General features: G+C 62.2%; 13 protein-coding genes and 1 pseudogene. 12 read left to right on the top strand and 2 right to left on the bottom strand.

Annotated features, from left to right (window positions below):
• Window positions 1–22: 22 nt before the first annotated feature.
• From CH305_RS27720 to CH305_RS27670, 12 genes and pseudogenes are all read left to right on the top strand, one after another.
• Window positions 23–1,015, top strand: a complete 993-nt coding sequence (locus tag CH305_RS27720; RefSeq protein WP_230591638.1) for a DMT family transporter — start codon at window positions 23–25, stop codon at window positions 1,013–1,015.
• Window positions 966–1,802 carry a hypothetical protein gene (locus tag CH305_RS27715; protein ID WP_015586201.1) on the top strand — a complete coding sequence of 279 codons (837 nt, stop codon included), beginning with the start codon at window positions 966–968 and terminating at the stop codon, window positions 1,800–1,802. Before CH305_RS27720 ends, CH305_RS27715 begins: the two co-directional genes overlap by 50 nt.
• A gap of 22 nt (window positions 1,803–1,824) precedes the next feature.
• A complete protein-coding gene (locus CH305_RS27710; protein WP_015586200.1) occupies window positions 1,825–2,136 on the top strand; it encodes an antibiotic biosynthesis monooxygenase in 312 nt (103 codons plus the stop codon).
• Window positions 2,133–3,611: a pyridoxal-dependent decarboxylase gene (locus CH305_RS27705; protein WP_015586199.1), complete on the top strand. Its 1,479-nt coding sequence runs from the start codon at window positions 2,133–2,135 to the stop codon at window positions 3,609–3,611. Before CH305_RS27710 ends, CH305_RS27705 begins: the two co-directional genes overlap by 4 nt.
• The gene (locus CH305_RS27700) at window positions 3,608–4,615 is read left to right on the top strand and encodes a cupin domain-containing protein (protein ID WP_015586198.1); all 1,008 of its coding nucleotides are present in this window, start codon (window positions 3,608–3,610) and stop codon (window positions 4,613–4,615) included. Before CH305_RS27705 ends, CH305_RS27700 begins: the two co-directional genes overlap by 4 nt.
• Window positions 4,612–5,346, top strand: a complete 735-nt coding sequence (locus tag CH305_RS27695; protein ID WP_015586197.1) for a type 1 glutamine amidotransferase domain-containing protein — start codon at window positions 4,612–4,614, stop codon at window positions 5,344–5,346. Before CH305_RS27700 ends, CH305_RS27695 begins: the two co-directional genes overlap by 4 nt.
• 752 nt (window positions 5,347–6,098) lie before the next feature.
• Entirely contained in the window at window positions 6,099–8,003 is a 1,905-nt protein-coding gene (locus CH305_RS27690) for a hypothetical protein (RefSeq protein ID WP_015586196.1), read from the top strand.
• A gap of 130 nt (window positions 8,004–8,133) precedes the next feature.
• Window positions 8,134–8,565, top strand: a pseudogene (locus CH305_RS29785) (site-specific integrase); the annotation flags it as partial.
• Between the two features lie 294 nt (window positions 8,566–8,859).
• Window positions 8,860–9,615, top strand: coding sequence for a site-specific integrase (locus CH305_RS29630; protein ID WP_230598334.1), 756 nt, complete (start codon window positions 8,860–8,862; stop codon window positions 9,613–9,615).
• A complete protein-coding gene (locus tag CH305_RS27680) occupies window positions 9,608–11,527 on the top strand; it encodes a hypothetical protein (RefSeq protein ID WP_015586194.1) in 1,920 nt (639 codons plus the stop codon). The genes CH305_RS29630 and CH305_RS27680 overlap by 8 nt, the downstream gene beginning before the upstream one ends.
• Window positions 11,524–13,605 carry a hypothetical protein gene (locus CH305_RS27675; RefSeq protein ID WP_139278551.1) on the top strand — a complete coding sequence of 694 codons (2,082 nt, stop codon included), beginning with the start codon at window positions 11,524–11,526 and terminating at the stop codon, window positions 13,603–13,605. The genes CH305_RS27680 and CH305_RS27675 overlap by 4 nt, the downstream gene beginning before the upstream one ends.
• Window positions 13,602–13,979, top strand: a complete 378-nt coding sequence (locus CH305_RS27670) for a hypothetical protein (RefSeq protein ID WP_015586192.1) — start codon at window positions 13,602–13,604, stop codon at window positions 13,977–13,979. Before CH305_RS27675 ends, CH305_RS27670 begins: the two co-directional genes overlap by 4 nt.
• A gap of 289 nt (window positions 13,980–14,268) precedes the next feature.
• Here the strand turns inward: CH305_RS27670 and CH305_RS27665 are convergent, their stop codons facing one another.
• Together CH305_RS27665 and CH305_RS27660 are read right to left on the bottom strand one after the other, a co-directional pair.
• Complete coding sequence (locus CH305_RS27665; RefSeq protein ID WP_015586190.1) at window positions 14,269–15,429, bottom strand: glycosyltransferase family 4 protein; 1,161 nt, start codon at window positions 15,427–15,429, stop codon at window positions 14,269–14,271.
• The gene (locus CH305_RS27660) at window positions 15,426–16,628 is read right to left on the bottom strand and encodes a glycosyltransferase 87 family protein (RefSeq protein WP_015586189.1); all 1,203 of its coding nucleotides are present in this window, start codon (window positions 16,626–16,628) and stop codon (window positions 15,426–15,428) included. Before CH305_RS27660 ends, CH305_RS27665 begins: the two co-directional genes overlap by 4 nt.
• Between the last annotated feature and the right edge of the window lie 23 nt (window positions 16,629–16,651).

Raw genomic sequence — 16,651 nt, 5'->3', positions numbered from 1 at the left:
TGTAACTGGTTGCCTTGACCAGGTGACCAGAACCGCGATACCGAGAGCTGACGCCGCCGATCGGGGGGTGGGCGGGAATGCGGCGCTGGTCATCGCCGGTGCCGCGTCGCTGTCACTGTCCGCAACCTTCGTCAAACTCGCCGATGTCACCTCGGGGACGGCGGCATTTCTACGATGTCTGATCGCGCTGGCGGCTCTCGTTCCGATGGCGCTGTGGGAACTTCACCGACGCGGCGCAATGCCGACGAGGTTGTATCCCATGGCCATTGGTGCCGGAGTCTTCCTCGGAGCGGACTACGTGATGTGGACCGCGAGCATCCTCGACGTCGGTGCCTCGATCGCCACCGTCCTTATCAATGTCCAGGTCGTCGTGCTGCCGCTGATCGCGCTCGTCGTCGATCGAACCGCAATCCCCCGACGATTCCTCATGGCGGTGCCTTGCATGCTGCTCGGCGTTGCACTCGCCGGCGGACTCATCGGCGGAACAGGAGCCGACAACGCGCTCCGCGGGTCCATCCTGGGAATCTCCGCCGGTGCCGCGTACGCGGCCTACCTGTTCCTGAACCGCCGCTCCACCCAGCGAAGCCCCAGCCATCTGGTCACCCCGATCTGTGTGGCCACCGCATCGGCAACGGTCACTGCCGGCATTGTCTCGGCAGGCCTCGGAGACCTCGATCTCGACATCTCCGCGGCCGCGTGGGGATGGATGATCGCGCTCGCTTTGCTCGGACAGGTTGCCGCCTGGCTGTTCATCAGTTCGGGATCCCGATCGCTGGCGGCTAATACCGTCGCGGCCCTACTCCTGCTGCAGCCTGTGCTGGCTATCGCGTTCGGATTCGTTGTCCTCAGCGAGCGACCCACCTGGATTCAACTAGCCGGAGCCGCCGTCGTCGTCGGAGCCGTCTGGACCGCAACCCGACACCCCCACCACCCTGACTCCACTTCAAGCCACGGAAGAGGCCTTCATGACCCCATCTCCGACGAGCATCGATCGAGTCGTCCTACCCACCGATAGCACCATCCCTGTCGCCCGCAGCGCCGAATACGACACCTACTTCAGGATCTCCCGCAGCAACGACCCGCACGCGTGGGCGGTCAGCGCACTGACCGTCGTCACCGCCATCACCACAGATCTGCCGCAGTCCACTCTGGACAACGACTCACGACTCCGCCTACTCGACGCCCTGGCCGTAGTCGTCGGCGATGCCTCCGCCGCAGCAGCCGTGTCCGCACGGGAACGAGATCCTTCCCAATTGGCAGCGCCGACGGACCACAGTGCGGACAATCGCACCCCGCAGGCTCCGAACGACTCTGCACGACAAGCGATCACACGCTGGAAGAAGGGCCACCACCTGTTCCACCTGTTCGTCATATCCATGAACAGCCGGCTCGCGGCAGTGCTGGAGTGCCTTGCAAACAAGCAGTGGCCCACTCTCGCCCACCAACTCACCGAACTAGGGACTCTCTATGCCGGGGCGACCGAGAGCATGCGGTACGCGTCCGATTTCTCACCGGAGATCTACCGTGACTTCGTCCGGCCTTCCATGGAACCGCCCTGGCTCGAACCCGGGTTCTCCGCCGTGTTCAACCGGGATCACGACGTGATGCTCACCCGCGCCAAGATCGTCCGTACAACGCTCAAGACGGCTGAACTTCCCGGCGTCGCAGCAGATTCCGCACGACGGCTCTGGAAGAGCCAGGCCGAGAACCGGCGCGCCCACCAACTCATCTGCCAACGATTCGTCCCCGGCGGCGATTCACTGCTGCAAGAGCACTTCGACAGCACCGGTCAGAGCAACTGAAACAGAAAGGCTTCGCCCTCTCATGATCACCGTCATCGAAACCTGGCACCTGACCGCCGAAGCGGCCGAGAACGCCCTCTCGGTCCTGCAAGAAATGGACGAACTCCTCGACGACAACGCACACCACCACCCGGGGTGGGCGGGCCACGCGCGCTTCTTCCAGCACGCATCGGACCCCCAACGCGTAACGATGACCTACCCCTGGGAAAGCGCCGAGCACGCCACGCACCTCCTCGAATCGGAGACGCCACTACTCGAAGATTTCTACCGCCGGTACTGCGAACGCCCCCGCGAGGTCGTCTTCGCCCACGAGCTGCCGGTCGACGTCGAATGACCCCCGACCCAACAAAGCCGACTGGCGACTGGACTCCCGAGCAGCTCAAAGCCTTCGGCACCGACACCCTCGATCGAATATGTCGACACTTCGCCGCGCTCGACGACGTGCCCGTCACGACGCCGGCCGATGCGGCCGATGTCGCCGACGCGATCGACAGCGAGCTGCCGTCCGAGGCAACAGATTTCGCCGACATACTCGACGACACCTGGAACAACGTCGTTCCGCATTTGACGCACTGGAACCATCCACGATTCCACGCCTACTTCAGCAACAGTTCCTCCGGACCGGCCATCCTCGCCGAGATGACCGCTGCGGCATTGAACGTCAACGTCATGTTGTGGAAGAGCGCGCCCTCGGCTGCCGCCGTCGAAGACACCGTCACCAGATGGCTCGCCGAACTGCTCGACTACCCCGCCGCAGACGCACTGCTCGTCGACGGTGCATCACTGGGCACGTTCTACGCGTTGGCCACCGCCCGCCACCGGGCACAGCCCGAGGTTCGACATCACGGAACATCCGGCCAGAAACCCGGCCGGATCTACGCCTCCGACCAGGCCCACTCGTCGGTCGACAAAGCTGCGATCGCTCTCGGCATCGGGCTCGACAATGTCGTACGCCTACCCACCGACGCTAGCGGCCAACTCGATCCTGCTGCTCTGTCGACTCGCATTGGATCGGACGTCGCGGACGGTTACACACCGATCGCTGTTGTCGCCACCGTCGGTACGACCACTTCAGGTGCTCTCGACCCGGTCGAGGCGATTGCGGCCGTGTGCCGCGACCACCGAGTGTGGCTGCACGTCGACGCCGCGTACGGAGGCTTCTGGCGCATAGCCCCGGCCATCGCGCAGGTCCTTCCGTCACTCGCGGCCGCCGATTCTCTCGTCGCCAACCCACACAAAGTGCTCTTCACCCCTATGGAGTGCGGGGCACTGTTCTGCCGTCACCCCGGAGCACTCGAAGCCGCCTTCACACTGGTTCCCGAATACCTGCGTACCGACACCACCGGCGGTATCGACTACATGAATTACACCCTCAACCTTGGGCGACAATTCCGAGCTCTGAAACTGTGGTGGACCCTGCGCGCCTTCGGAATACGAGGCATCCGAACTCGACTCGAACACAGTCTCACCCTGGCGACGAGGCTGCGAGACGCCCTTGCCGCAGACCCGCGGTGGCATCTCGCGAACGATTCGCCGCTCCCCTTGCTCTGCCTCCGGATCTCCTCTGCCGACGGACAGGCGACGCGGAAGATCCTCGAGACCGTCAACAGCACCCACCGGACGCTGCTCTCCCACTCCGAGCTCGACGGCCACTACGTCATCCGAGTGTCCATCGGCAACATCCACACCACTGCCGACCACATCGACCAACTGGTTGCCGAACTTACCGAGGCAGCCGACGCCGTCGTCGGCACACCCCGACCACTCGCTTCAGTGACCGTCACCCAACAGGAGGTACCTGCATCGTGACCACCACCATTTCCACCGAGGCCATGCTGCACGAGAAGGCGGCAGCAATCTCCGCCATCGGGCGGTGGTCCGCGGCCAACGAGAACTTGCCGTGGGCCCCGGCCCCCGACTCCCATGCCGTGCACTGGAGTTATGCCGAGCTTCGACCGCTCGCGATCGCGGCCGCCGACATGGTCAAGGGCGACCGAGCAGCTCTACGGGTACTGACCCTCGCCAATCCGGGCCATGCCCGCGAGGCCGCCGTCGGATATCTCTATTCGGGGCTGCAGATCATCAACCGCGGTGAAGGTATGACCCCGCATCGGCACGCGCCGACGGCCCTGCGCTACATGCACGAGGGTGACGGGGCATGGACGGCCGTCGGTGGAACCAAGATGTATCTCGAGCCTCGCGACGTGGTGATCACCCCCGCCGGCGAATGGCATGAGCACGGCAACGACAGCCCCACCGACTCCCCCGCCATCTGGCAGGATTGCACCAACGACCCCCTCGTCGCCGCCCTCGCCGCGACACAGTTCGAGCTCCACACCGACAACACCCACCTCGAGCCCCACATTTTCGCGCAAGACAGACACCACCGAAACCTGAGCGAGCCGCTGCTCTACAAGTGGGACAACGTACTTCGCGCTCTCGGTGAGCAACAGCGGACCCACGAGGCCGACCCGCACCACGCATACCGACACACCCTGCACGCAGAAGGAACCCACGACCCTGTCACACCGGTCATCGATGCTGCATTCACACTCCTACCTGCAGGGATCCAAACACAACCGATGCGGCGCACCGCTTCCGCCGTCTTGATCGGGGCACAAGGGTTGTCCACCATCCACGTCGACGGAAAGCCGTTCCGGTGCAGCGAAGGAGACAGCCTCGCCGTTCCATCGTGGTCGACTGTCAGCTACGTCAACGACACCGACATTCCAGCCGTGCTGTTCGAGTTCAACGACGCGCCCGCGATGACCGCCCTCGGTCTCTACCGCGAAGAGAAAGACGCACAACGGTGACACCAACGTCGACCATCACGATCCTGCTGTCCGAAGCCCACATTCTGACGCTCAATGACGGCTCCACTCAACCATGCGGCTTCTGGGCCGAAGAGTTCATCACAGCCCATCGAATCTTCACGGCCGCAAACATACGGACGATCATCGCGACACCCGGCGGCGGCGCTGCGCACGTCGAGCCCGACAGCATGCACGCCCCTCACAGCCCAGACCCTGACGGGTACAGAACGTACCTATCCGGTCTGAGCGAAAATTTGCGCGCGCCGGCCGCGCTCGAAACGGTTGACCCCTCTACCGTCGACGGGATCTTTGTGCCCGGCGGCTACGGGCCAGTGGTGGACCTGCACAAGAACTCTCACGTTGGAGAGTTTCTCCGCGCGCTCCGACGGGAGGGGACCCCGATCGCGACGGTCTGCCATGGAACTGCGGCGTTGCTTGCCGACACAGCATCCGGAGCAACGTGGCCGTATGCAGCCCTGACGATGACGAGTTTCTCGGACCAAGAGGAAGCCGATGTAGGACTGCTCGGCACGCTCCCCTTCACCGTCGAGCAGGAAATCCAGCGCCGGGGCGGCACGTACACCGCAGGACACCCGTGGCAGCAGCACATCGAAATCACCGACACGCTCATCACCGGACAGAACCCCGCCTCCACCGAGGCGGTCGCAGAACAGCTGACCCAACGGATCGCAAACTACTCCAGTTCGACTACCCGTTCAGGAACTCGCTAGTTCACCGGCCGGTTGACCTCTCGGCTTTATCCCTGGATGGAACTGCTCGGAACGCTGTAACGTGCGTGGGATTTGGAATTTTAGAGGCCTATTCTGTCTGTCAGGATTGACGTCTTGGCCGAAGTCGCCACGACCAGCATTCTTAACCACTGACCGACCGAAACGAAAACACGACCATGAAAACCGACATTACAGATACAGAAAACCCGCCACCCTAGGTCGAGTGACGGGTCTTTCCATCGATTAAAGCGCCGCAATAATGCAAATCAACATTAATATCGAAGGGATCAATGTAGACGCTGCTACAACCAATCCCGTTGTTGCCTTAATTACTTCTGTCACGGCAACAATGATCGCCGCTAAGGTGTATAATTTATCTATCATGATTCAAATAGATCCTCCATTCAATAGATTTACCGATGCTTTTCCGGCATCCACCAATTATAGCAGGTAATTCACCTTTTCGCTTGAGCAACCCATTCCTCCAAACGATGAGAACGAACTCTGCGAAGAGTAGAAGGCAGATACTTTAAGTAGTCCTATTGTCGCATCAATTCTGCCGCGCCGCTGCCCGGCAGACCTTACGGAATTGACCGCTTCGATACCTGCGATAGCACTTCCCGGATCACCGGCCAAAACGATTCAAGACCTCGCCTCAATCACCCCGGAGGCGTCGTGCATGCTGGGACCACTCTACAGCTGGCTGACTGCATTCGGCGACCTAGCATTGCTCGACCTCGTAGGCTGCACGAATGGACAGAGCAAGCATTCCGTCGCCTGGCGATATGGACCATCTGAGCAGCGCAGAACGCAAAGCGAAGCGCAAAGATGACCGTGGACGGCGAGTCGGCACCAAAGTGCGCGATTACGAGCGCATGTGCGGATCTGGACCCGATCGATTGGCCGAGACTCTGATTGCGCGCCACAACGTCAGGATGAAGAACACGGAGAAGCTGCCGGATGGATTCCGATTCGAAGCAATCCTTTTTCTGGCACCGATAGCAATACTGGATATCGCGCATCGCAAGCTGAACCTCACTTTGGATCGCGCACCGTCAGCCTATTATGGCAAATGGCCTCACGACCTCGGTTGGGGAGTGGACAGCTGCGTCGCGGCCACCCGACTGCTTCTCGCAGGACAAGTGGTGGCCGCTGCCACGATCGCCCGACAACAACTCGAACGATGGACTGCGGTCATGGCACCTGTCGTCGGAGTCGAGCAACATCCGTCTGAAAAAGTGGAGGACTTCATCGCGCGTGCGTGGACCGCATACGCCGAGCGCATGCCAAATCCTGGCGCACCGCCGGAATCATCCAACATCGAGGGCGACGCAGACCCGACTACTGCGCAAGATATCGAGGGCGACGACAGCTCCGCAAGCACAGAGGAGCCAACCGCACCTCATAAGCACGTCGTCCTGGCGAACGGACGTGAAGTATGCCCAGCCGTCGTCTACGGCGTTCTCAGCGAAATAATGCATGCGCGACTCTTCGAGGAAGCCATGTGGTGGGAGTCGGCCGCGCTCCTGAGCAGATTCGATGTACCAAGTGTCGTATACGGCGCGGTGGACTGCATAGCGGACGCGTTGAGCTTGAGCCTTACCCAGATCCAGTACATGACGGCTGCTGGCCTGTATCGGCAGGGCGATCCCGAGGACGCCGTGACGTTGATAGCAAGTATCAACCTTGCCGTACGGCCGTCGGCTGACGTCGCGTGTGAAGAACCACCAGATGATGCCCTCCCTTATTCGGCATCGTTCGTACTGCCGAGATTGCCTACAGTCATGCCATTGTCGCCCGATGAAGGCCTCTTGCCGGTGTTTGTTCGCTACCTAGACGATCAACGATCCACGTACGAGTCGCTGGCCTGGAATCATCGGCCCGCAGGTCGCTTGTATCGGGACGACGAGCTTGCGACTTTAGCCTTCGGCGCTCATCGCCAGGCGAGTGCATCGTTTGCGCTACGAGCCCTCGCCGCCGAGCGAGACGAACTAGGCGACGATTTCAACATTGACTCGGTGGCCTCGCGCGGGACGAACTACATCGTGGTTGCCGAGTTGGCAGCTCTTGCTGCTCTGTGGACACGCAACGGTCCTCTGCTACCAGCAGCATCGACTCCACTGGCTCTGGTGTCGTCGACGTTGCGGTCCGCATACTGGCTGTGGTTGGAAGACGACGACCGGGCGATGGCCTCGCTTCGATGCACGCTCGAACAAATCGCTCGATCAAGAGTCCACCGGACGAAACCGGAGAAAGCGCAGCGCCTTGAAAAATCCGTACACAACAAGCCCCAGCGGTGGATAGAGACCGCCGGGTGGAGTCGACTGTCGGCTTGGAATCGAGTATTGGGCGCATACGCGCACGCCCACAAAAAGCCTAACTGGGAAGGCGCAAGAGAGCTCCTGAAGGACTTGCAGCTCGACGCTCACGAGCCGTACGCCTTGCAACGCGCGCGTGGTGACGCACTGAATGTGGTGACGACTCTGGTGGCGCACGAGTCAATCAGCATTCTGGCTCTATTCTCACAGAAGGTGGCGGCTACCGCCGCTGAACTGCTGGAAAACCACTCAGGCTTGGACATGACACGGGAATGGATGGATGCGTTGATGAGTAACGCACTTGCCCATCGGAAAACACCGATTACAGAACAAGACTGATCGGCCAGCCCGAACACCCCGCTCCGGTAGCTACTCGACGGGCTGGGCGGCGTCGGCGGGGCACCATTGGTGATCGAGGCGTTATGCGGTTCTGAACTTTGTCCGCAGGTATCGGTGATAGCTTGCGGCTGTGCATTCGGGGGGTTCCGGCGTATTGGGCTGGCGACTGTTTTTCACTCGTCAGCAGTTGCCTATACCTCGGTCAGTGAACGACCCGGGGGCTGAATCGGAGGATCTCGACAGATTGCCTCACACCGGCAAAACGCCGGATGGCACTCCGTACCTGATCGATCCGTCCGGACGATACGACGTACGCCTGAACGACTTTTTCACCACGGAGTTGATCAACGCACCGCCGACCACCCAGGCAGCGTATGCGTACGACCTGAAACGGTTCCTGAAATTCCTATGGGACAACCGATCCCAGAGATCATGGACTGATGCAACGCCAGGCGATCGTGATGCGTACAAGCATTGGCGATTGCTCGACCCGGCGGGCGCACGAGTAGAAGCTACGACGTGGGACCGTGAGGTAGCGACGGTGAACCAGTTCTATCGCTGGGCAGTCGTACGCGGGCACGCCGCATGTAACCCGTTCGTGCAGCGCCTATCTCGCAGCCGAGATCCACGGAGACCCCGCGGTCAAACACCGGCAGAGTCATCGCACAGGGGCCGAGTCAATGACGTCGCGTGGCTCCCACCGGCCACGTATCGGCGGTGGCGCGATATAGGTGTCCGAGGTTTCGACATGGCAGGGTTGCCGGATCCGGCGTTCCGCGGACGGTTTGCCTCACGGAACGGGGCTTATTGCGACCTGATGATTCGCACCGGTTTACGGTTGTCCGAGCAGACAAGCTTGAGTGTGTTCGAATTCCCTCACCCAGTAGCGGGCACGTTGAACGTTCGATCGTGGCTTCCGCGGAGTATCGCCAAGGGTGGATCGGCCCGCCACATCTACTTCCCGATGTCGACGTTGACCGAGGTATGGAACTACATCGCGATAGAGCGGGCGGAAGCCATCGAGATGGCCCAGGCGAACGGCGCGTACGAGCAGATTCGGAGTCCGCTGATCGTTGCCAATCGGCTTCGGCCGTTCGTTCGAATCGGCGGCGAACGGGTCGACGCTGCCAAGCTCACCCACGACGAGCGGCGCCGTACTTTCATCGAGTGCCGCGAGGGCTTGGAGCCAATTGCCCTGTGGATCAACGAGGACGGTCTTCCGAGCAAGCCGTCCGCGTGGCAGGAAGTGTTCAAGACAGCAAACCGCCGCTGTGTGCGCCGCGAGGTCCCGATCCGGTGTCATCCGCACATGCTTCGGCATTCGTTTGCCGTGATCACTCTCGAACAACTGTGGCGCGGGCATATCAAGGAGCTGACACCGATGTCGGGACCTCAGCGCGAGACGTACCAACGTGTGTTCGGCGACCCGCTGAACTGGATCCGCATTCGATTGGGGCATCGCTCGATCGAGACGACACAGATCTACCTGCACACCCTCTCGGAATTGGAGATGGAGACGCGCGTGGCGTTGGTCCCCGACGGGTGGGAGCCCACCGTTGTCGAGAAGCGAGTCGACCCCGACTTATCCTGCGCGGACAATTGCGTTGTCTGAGCCGATCAACGGCCAAGTGCGCCGTGCGGGACTGCATCACGTGGCACCGCATCCAGATGGCTACTACCAGCCCGATGTCACCGAGCAATCAGCAGGCGACCCGCCGGTTGTGCGGTTCTACGGCGAGGACAACAGGACAGCGCACTATTCGTTCGCGCGGTTGCCCTGCCCTGAGCTTCACGCCGATCTGGCTGTCGCATGGGCGGCTCGAATCGGGCCGGTGGGTCAGGTGCGCACCCGTTCGGGTGCCGACAACGGGTGGATCACTCTGCAGCGTTTCCTGAGGTTCCTCGGCGATCTCCCACAGCCGCCTGTCTGTTTGGACCGAGTGACGGTGGCGAATCTCGAGCACTATCGCGCACTGCAGCTCAAAAGAACCACTGCGACGCGCGTGACCCAACAGATGGCTGCAGTGAAACTGATACTTCGCCACCTGCCGGTCACCCGATTGCACTGGGAGGTCGCAGAATACGTAGCGCGACCGGGTGACTTCCATGAACCTCACCGACCCGGGGCCGGCGCGGCTCCCGGATACTCGGACCGCGAGTTCATGGCGATCATGGCAGCGGCACGTTCGGACGTCGCTGCCCTTCGCGGGCGGCTGCGGTCGTCGCGGCGATTGCTGTCCGTGTTCGAGCTGCAGCCGCACACGCTTTCAGCGGCAGAACGCGAGCGAGCCGCGCATCTGGCGGAGATGGCGAGCACCGGTGCCGTCACACCACCGCAACGCCCGAGCACTGTCTCCGGATCTGTCACCGACCTGGCCGGATGGCTGACGAAGGCCGGTCAACTATTTCTCACGACCCGCGACGTGCTGCCCCTGCTCGTGCTGGGCGTCGGACTCAGTGGCCGTAACAGCGAAACAATCAAGGAGCTTTCGCCCGAGCACCGCGTTCTGGAGGATCGCGCGGTAGCGGTCAACGTGATCAAGCGCCGGCGAGGAAAGGCTCGTACCTGCGAAACAGTGCACTGGGAGGGCGGCCCGAACGACTCCGGACTGCACACCCCCGGCGGCTTCTTCCTACTGCTCCACGAGTTGACCAGCAGTAGCAGAGCATTCAGCGGTAGCCGACGGGTGTGGTCCATTTGGACACGTGACAACATGCGAGGAACAGCGGACTTCATCCGGACGCGCTCGGCAGCCAACGGTCACATCGACCCTTTCGATCTGCAGGTTGGCCGATGGCTCGAGCATCGCAAGTGGGTTGCGCAGCATGGTCTGACAGCCGACGGCAATGGTCCGGGGGCGGAACCGTTGGTGTTGTCGATGAACCGTCTGAAAACCACGGTGGAAGTGCGTCGAACACGCGCTGTCGGAGGGCATCTCAGGTCTGCGTCGAGAACGAACACGCCGGATGTGTCATTTCTGCACTACCTGCGTAGCGATCCTAGGGTGCGTGACTGGGCCGATGAGGTACTCACCGAAGCACTCCACGAGGCAGAACACAATGCTCATGCCTTCCGTGGGAGAATTCTCGGACCCACTGGGGCGGCTGCATTCGTGTCGGATCCAACTGGCACCGCCGCCGGACTGGGTGTTTCGGTCGATCAGATCCGGCGCGCAGTCGACGGCGAACTGGACACCTTGGTGAGTTCGTGTCTGGACTTCGAGCACAGCCCATTCAGCGGCGGCGGAGTGTGTGGGGTGTCCTTCCTGACCTGCCTGCGCTGCCCGAACGCGTTGGTCACCGAACGCCACCTCCCCCACCTTTTCTCGTTGCTCGACTGGCTTCAACGTGATCTCGACCAACGCGACATCGACGATTGGTGTGGTCGGCACGGCGTCACTTGGCTGATCATCACCCGCCTGATACTTCCCAAATTTACTGATGCGCAACAGGAACAGGCCCGCGCCGCGAAACCTGACGACCTACCCGCCGACCTGCTCGACGGATTGAAGGAACTCGCATGAGCTTGCCAGCACCCCACCCCGGGCCAGCACGGATATCTGCCGAAACGCTGGTGCTCGGGGACCGAACTTTGCGACCGGGCGCGGTACTCGAAGACACGGCACGCTTTTCGGACACGGTGTGGAGGCTGGGACCCGCACAGCGACAACAACACCAGAAGCAGATATCCATCGACTTCACCAATGTTCCTAAGAGTTTTCGCGAGGTCGCGAAACAGGTTACTTACGCATTGCTCCGGGCGGATCGTCCTCGCGGGTGCGAACGCATCAAGGCGATCGACACGGTCGCAAACCTGTCCGGGCAAGTGGGTGCGGTCCTGCGCTGGGTCGACAACCGTGGCCTACGCTCGATCTCCGCGATCACGCGCGACGACCTACGGGCCTTCAAGCAGCATGTGCACGAGCTCCGCCTCACCGACGGAAGCAGAGCGCACCTTCCGCGGGCCTTTCAGCTGCTGTGGCTCTGCCGTGCACACCTCGATGATCCTTTGACCTTCGATCCGGCCGCCGCCCTCGATACACCCCGGTCCGGACACTCCCAGCACGGACACGAGAACGAGACCGCCCGCATACCCGAGCAGGTGCACGCACCGCTACTGGTCTGGGCCATGCGATGGGTCGACGATTTCGCACCCGATGTGCTCCGCGCCGGGGCAGAGTGGCACACGCTGCAAAGACCCCCGGCCGCGCCGGGACAAGATCGCCGAGGGCCGCAGACAGACACACGGGCCAACGTCGCGGCGATCTCCCGGGTAATAGCTCGCTATCGCGGTGAACGACGCGCGCTTCCGGCCTACCAAGGAACGGTGAATTTGAGTCACCTGCGCCGCGAAGCCAATCTCGGCCGCTCGGTCGTCGGCCCGACCCGGCCCGCCGGCGCGGTCATCATCGCTGCCGTCGCCGAGCTCGGGATCGACGACGACACCTACCTGCGGGCACCGATCGACGGACTGTTGGACGGACAACTCTGGCGGGGACGGATCCGATATGCGGAACTCGAAGAACTCACCAGGATGCTGTACATCGCCTGCTACATCGTGATCATCTACCTCTCCGGCATGCGGGACAGCGAGGTCAAACACCTACAGCGAGGATGCGTATCGGTATGGCGGGACGACACCGGAAAGGTCGCAAGGCACCGGATAACCGGAGTGGCGTTCAAAGGTGAACGACAGGCCACCGGGGTCGCCGCCACCTGGGTCGTTACCGCGCCTGCACAACGGGCAGTTGCAGTCCTGGAACGGTTGCAACCCACGACGGAGAAATACCTGTTTGCGCTGCCCCCGACCTCGAGAAGAAGCGGCAGCCCGCGGCCCAACCATGTGAAATCTACCGCTGCCACGAACCGCGACCTGGCCGACTTCGTAAGTTGGATCGACAAATTCAGCAGCAAACTCGGTCACCGCGATCGGATTCCCGAGGTCAATGGCGCGGCATGGAAGCTGAGCAGCCGACAGTTCCGGCGAACCCTGGCCTGGTACATCGCGAGACGCCCCGGCGGGAGCATCGCCGGGGCACTGCAATATCGCCACGTGCGCGTCCAGATGTTCGAGGGCTACGCCGGCACCTCCCAGTCGGGGTTCCGCGACGAAGCCGAAGACGACATCGCCCGCGGCGACAAGCTCGCCGACCTGATCACCAACCCGGATCTGCACCGTCTGACCGGACCCGCCGCCGCCGAGGCAGAACGACGGCTCGCTGAATTCGAGCGTCACGTTCGATTCGACGGCACGGTCATCAACGACCCCAAACGAATGCAACGCCACATGGCACGTCACGACCCCCACATCTACCCAGGCGAATTCGTGACCTGCGTCCACAACCCCGACCGCGCGCTCTGCCGACGAAGCGACGGACGAGACGGACCGTCACTGCCGGACTGCCAACCACTGCGCTGCCGCAACGCAGCACTGACCACCGGCAACCGCGAGCAGATGAAGGAAGCGCTGCAGTCCTACGACCGCGAACTCTCCGACACCGTCCGTCTGGGCCCCTATGTTCGTCACCGCCTCCAACTCAAACGATCCGAAATCGCAGAATTCCTCACCGACGAGCACAACGTTTCACTCACAGCACCGTGAAGAAACCACTCCCCGATGACGCCGCAGTCCAGGCCGCGATGGATGGCGTGCTTACCGAATGCGAAACATCGGGGCGTCGAGCAACCGTCACCTCGGTAGAGGACCGTCTCGGCATTACCCACGCGACGTTCTACCGGAACTATCCCGCCCTCATCACCTGGTTCCAGCAACAAAACAAGAGTCGGGCAGCGACACAGGTCAGCCGAAAAGACAGTGCAGCAGACGATCTCGCTCGACTGCGGCGCGATAACTCCGACCTGAAAAAGCTAGTGGCGATCTACGCGAACGCAATCCGTCAACTCACCCTCGACAACGCAGCGATGACAGCGGAGCTCGATAAGACGTCCGGCGTCACCACACTCAGACCTCGATGAAGCTGGCACCTTCTCCAGCCCAACTCCGATCCGCGTCGGCCGTAGCCGTGACCTCGCTGGTCAGGTTGACATATCGCGTGCCCAAACGCTTCCCGGGCGGATACGCAAGCCAGTGGCCAACGCGAATGGAGCGAAGCCTTGAGCCCAATGCGACAATCTCACCCCACCTCGAAGCTCCGGCGACTCCGGTGTTGCAGCTCTCGTGCCCGGACCGGCTCACACCCGCCCCGAGTTACCGCCACCGCTCTGAGCTGTAGGTCTAGATCGCAGGGTCAGGCGGTTTTGCGAATCACTGTTGTGGCGTACTCGACCGATCCTGGCCGTCTGCCAGGACGTTCGGGAACAGAGCAGTGAGAAGAGTTGAATACGCGGTATTCCAAGTCCATTGCGCCGCAACCCAACTGCGTCCGCGTTCACCCATCGCGCGGGCGCGGACCGGGTTGTCGAGGAGTTCGACGATGGCTTGGGTCAATTGCTCGACGTCTTTGACTACATAGCCAGTTCGGCCTGCCTGCACGGTTTCGGGGGCACCTCCGGAATCACCCGCGATGATCGGCAGTCCCATGGCGGAGGCCTCCAGGTATGCGATACCGAGTCCCTCCTCTTCGAGTCCCAGGCGACGCGTTCGGCACGGCATCGCGAAGATCGTGGCGCCGGCGAGGACTTGCGCAACGAGCTCGTGCGGAAGTCCCCCAACGAAGGTCACCGCGTTCTCCACGCCCTTTGTCCGGGCCAGACGCTGCAGACGTCGACGGTCAGGGCCGTCGCCGACGAGAAGCAACGTGGTGTCGGGATGTCGTTCCAGAACCGCAGGAAGCGCACGAATCAACGAGTCCTGGCCTTTCCGCGGGACGAGACGCGCGGTGCACACGATCACGCCGCTGTTGCCGTCCGGGGATGGATCGGGGCCCGCCACGGAGCCGCGCACGGGGTTGAATTGTTCGACGTCGACGCCCGGGCTCAAACGCACCAACGCTGTATCGGGCGTAACCGCTGGCAGGATTGCGCGGTAGGTATGGCCGGAGATGTACGTCAGCACGTCGACCCAACGGCCAATTGTGTGCAATCCCCACCGCGTCAAAGGAACCTTGGCCCACCATGTTTCATGCCCGTGAGTGGTGGCGACGACCCGCTTCACCCCGCAGGCCCGAAGCGCGGGAGCGATCAGGCCCAGGGGAGCTGCGGCAGCGATCCACGCGGTATCGCAGCCGTGTTCGAGCGCGATTCGACCTGCCCTGCGCATCACCCGTCCCGTCGGAAGCAGGGTTCGGCTGCGGTCCCGTATGACCAAGAATGGAAGCGAAGCGTCGTATGCGGCTGCTCCGCGTTCCGCCGAGGTGTAGACCACGATCGACTCGGACGGAAAGCGGTGAGCCATTTCCGATGCGAACGTTTCGATGCCGCCCTGCCTCGGCGGGAAGTCGTTGGTCACGATCAAGGTCCGGCTCATGCCGCGACCCGCTCGCTTTCACGATTGGGACTCGAGACGGCGGTGTCCGTTCCGGGAACCCTCGCAATCCACGCCATTCCCCAGAACATCAAAGGGTAGGCGAAGTACCCGAACCTGGCCGAAGGGGCAAGAAGGAACAGCACGGTGAGCCCGAGTGCAGCGATCGAGCAGGCCGCCGCGAACGTGCGCGGTGGTTTCACGCACAGTCTGATTCCGATGACGATGGCACCGACGAAAAGTGCGAGCAAAGAAACGATGTGGCCGTACTCGCCCGCTTCCGCCAACGCGCCGCCGATCACCGACGAGCCTGCCGGAGTCGGAACGTCTGCGCGACCGAGTGGGAACAACACCGTGTGCTCCACCAGTGCGCCGCCATCGAGGATCACTGGAGGAACGACTACCGCTCCCGCCAGAGCAACGGACACCGCACTGACCCGCACTGCTGACCATGTACCGGCGCGTTGACGATGTAGTACCAACGCGACGATGGCTACCGGCCATGCGGTCCACTTCAGTGCGCATGCGAACGCCAACACAGCAGCCGCGGCCCATCGGCGGTCTGCCGCCATCAGCGCCAAACCGAGCAGACAAGCACCGATGACCGGCAGATCCACCCCACCTGTGCACAGCGGAATCGCGATGAGAGGGGACGCTGTGAGAAGCCCGAGCTTCCCGAACGACTCCTGATCGATTCGTCCCCGGTCGGATCTCGTCAGCCGAACAACGATGAGCACACAGGCGGCGAAGAACACTCCGAACCAGACTCTGGGGTCCCCGAGCGGACCCTCCAGGACGACGCCAGGCAGCCCGAACAACGCCATCGCCGGAAGGTACGGGTTGTACTGAGTCAGCTCGTGAGGGTCATTGACATATGGACTGCCGGTGTCGAGCAAGTGGCGGGCCGAGTCGATGACTACTGCAACCTCGAGCTGCGCGAGTGCGCCCCCGATCAGCACGATCATCGGAACCAACACAGCGCCCAACACAGCGACACCAGCCGCTCGAGGTCGATTACGTGATCGCAACAGGACCGCACCCGCAGCGAGATAGCCAGTGACAGCGCACACTCCCCACACCCGATGCGTGGTCAATTCGGTGGTCATCACGTACACGGCCGTGTACGCGGCGAGTGCCACGTAGATCCCGACGAGTAGGCGGTCCCGACCGACAATGCTACGAGAATCCCTCTGTAAGAGCATGTTTCGACGCTACAAAGACAGTG

The organism is Rhodococcus sp. 15-649-2-2, from assembly GCF_002258645.1.
Classification (GTDB): domain Bacteria; phylum Actinomycetota; class Actinomycetes; order Mycobacteriales; family Mycobacteriaceae; genus Rhodococcoides.
The sequence above is the reverse complement of the archived record's forward strand: the minus strand, read 5'-3'. Positions and strand labels throughout refer to the sequence as shown.

Bases quoted from the DNA above. Each gene is read 5' to 3' on its own strand.
- CH305_RS27715 (WP_015586201.1), top strand. From the start codon at position 966: ATGACCCCATCTCCGACGAGCATCGATCGAGTCGTCCTACCCACCGAT.
- CH305_RS27675 (WP_139278551.1), top strand. From the start codon at position 11,524: ATGAGCTTGCCAGCACCCCACCCCGGGCCAGCACGGATATCTGCCGAA.
- CH305_RS27690 (WP_015586196.1), top strand. From the start codon at position 6,099: ATGGACAGAGCAAGCATTCCGTCGCCTGGCGATATGGACCATCTGAGC.
- CH305_RS27710 (WP_015586200.1), top strand. From the start codon at position 1,825: ATGATCACCGTCATCGAAACCTGGCACCTGACCGCCGAAGCGGCCGAG.
- CH305_RS27705 (WP_015586199.1), top strand. From the start codon at position 2,133: ATGACCCCCGACCCAACAAAGCCGACTGGCGACTGGACTCCCGAGCAG.
- CH305_RS27660 (WP_015586189.1), bottom strand. From the start codon at position 16,628: ATGCTCTTACAGAGGGATTCTCGTAGCATTGTCGGTCGGGACCGCCTA.
- CH305_RS27665 (WP_015586190.1), bottom strand. From the start codon at position 15,429: ATGAGCCGGACCTTGATCGTGACCAACGACTTCCCGCCGAGGCAGGGC.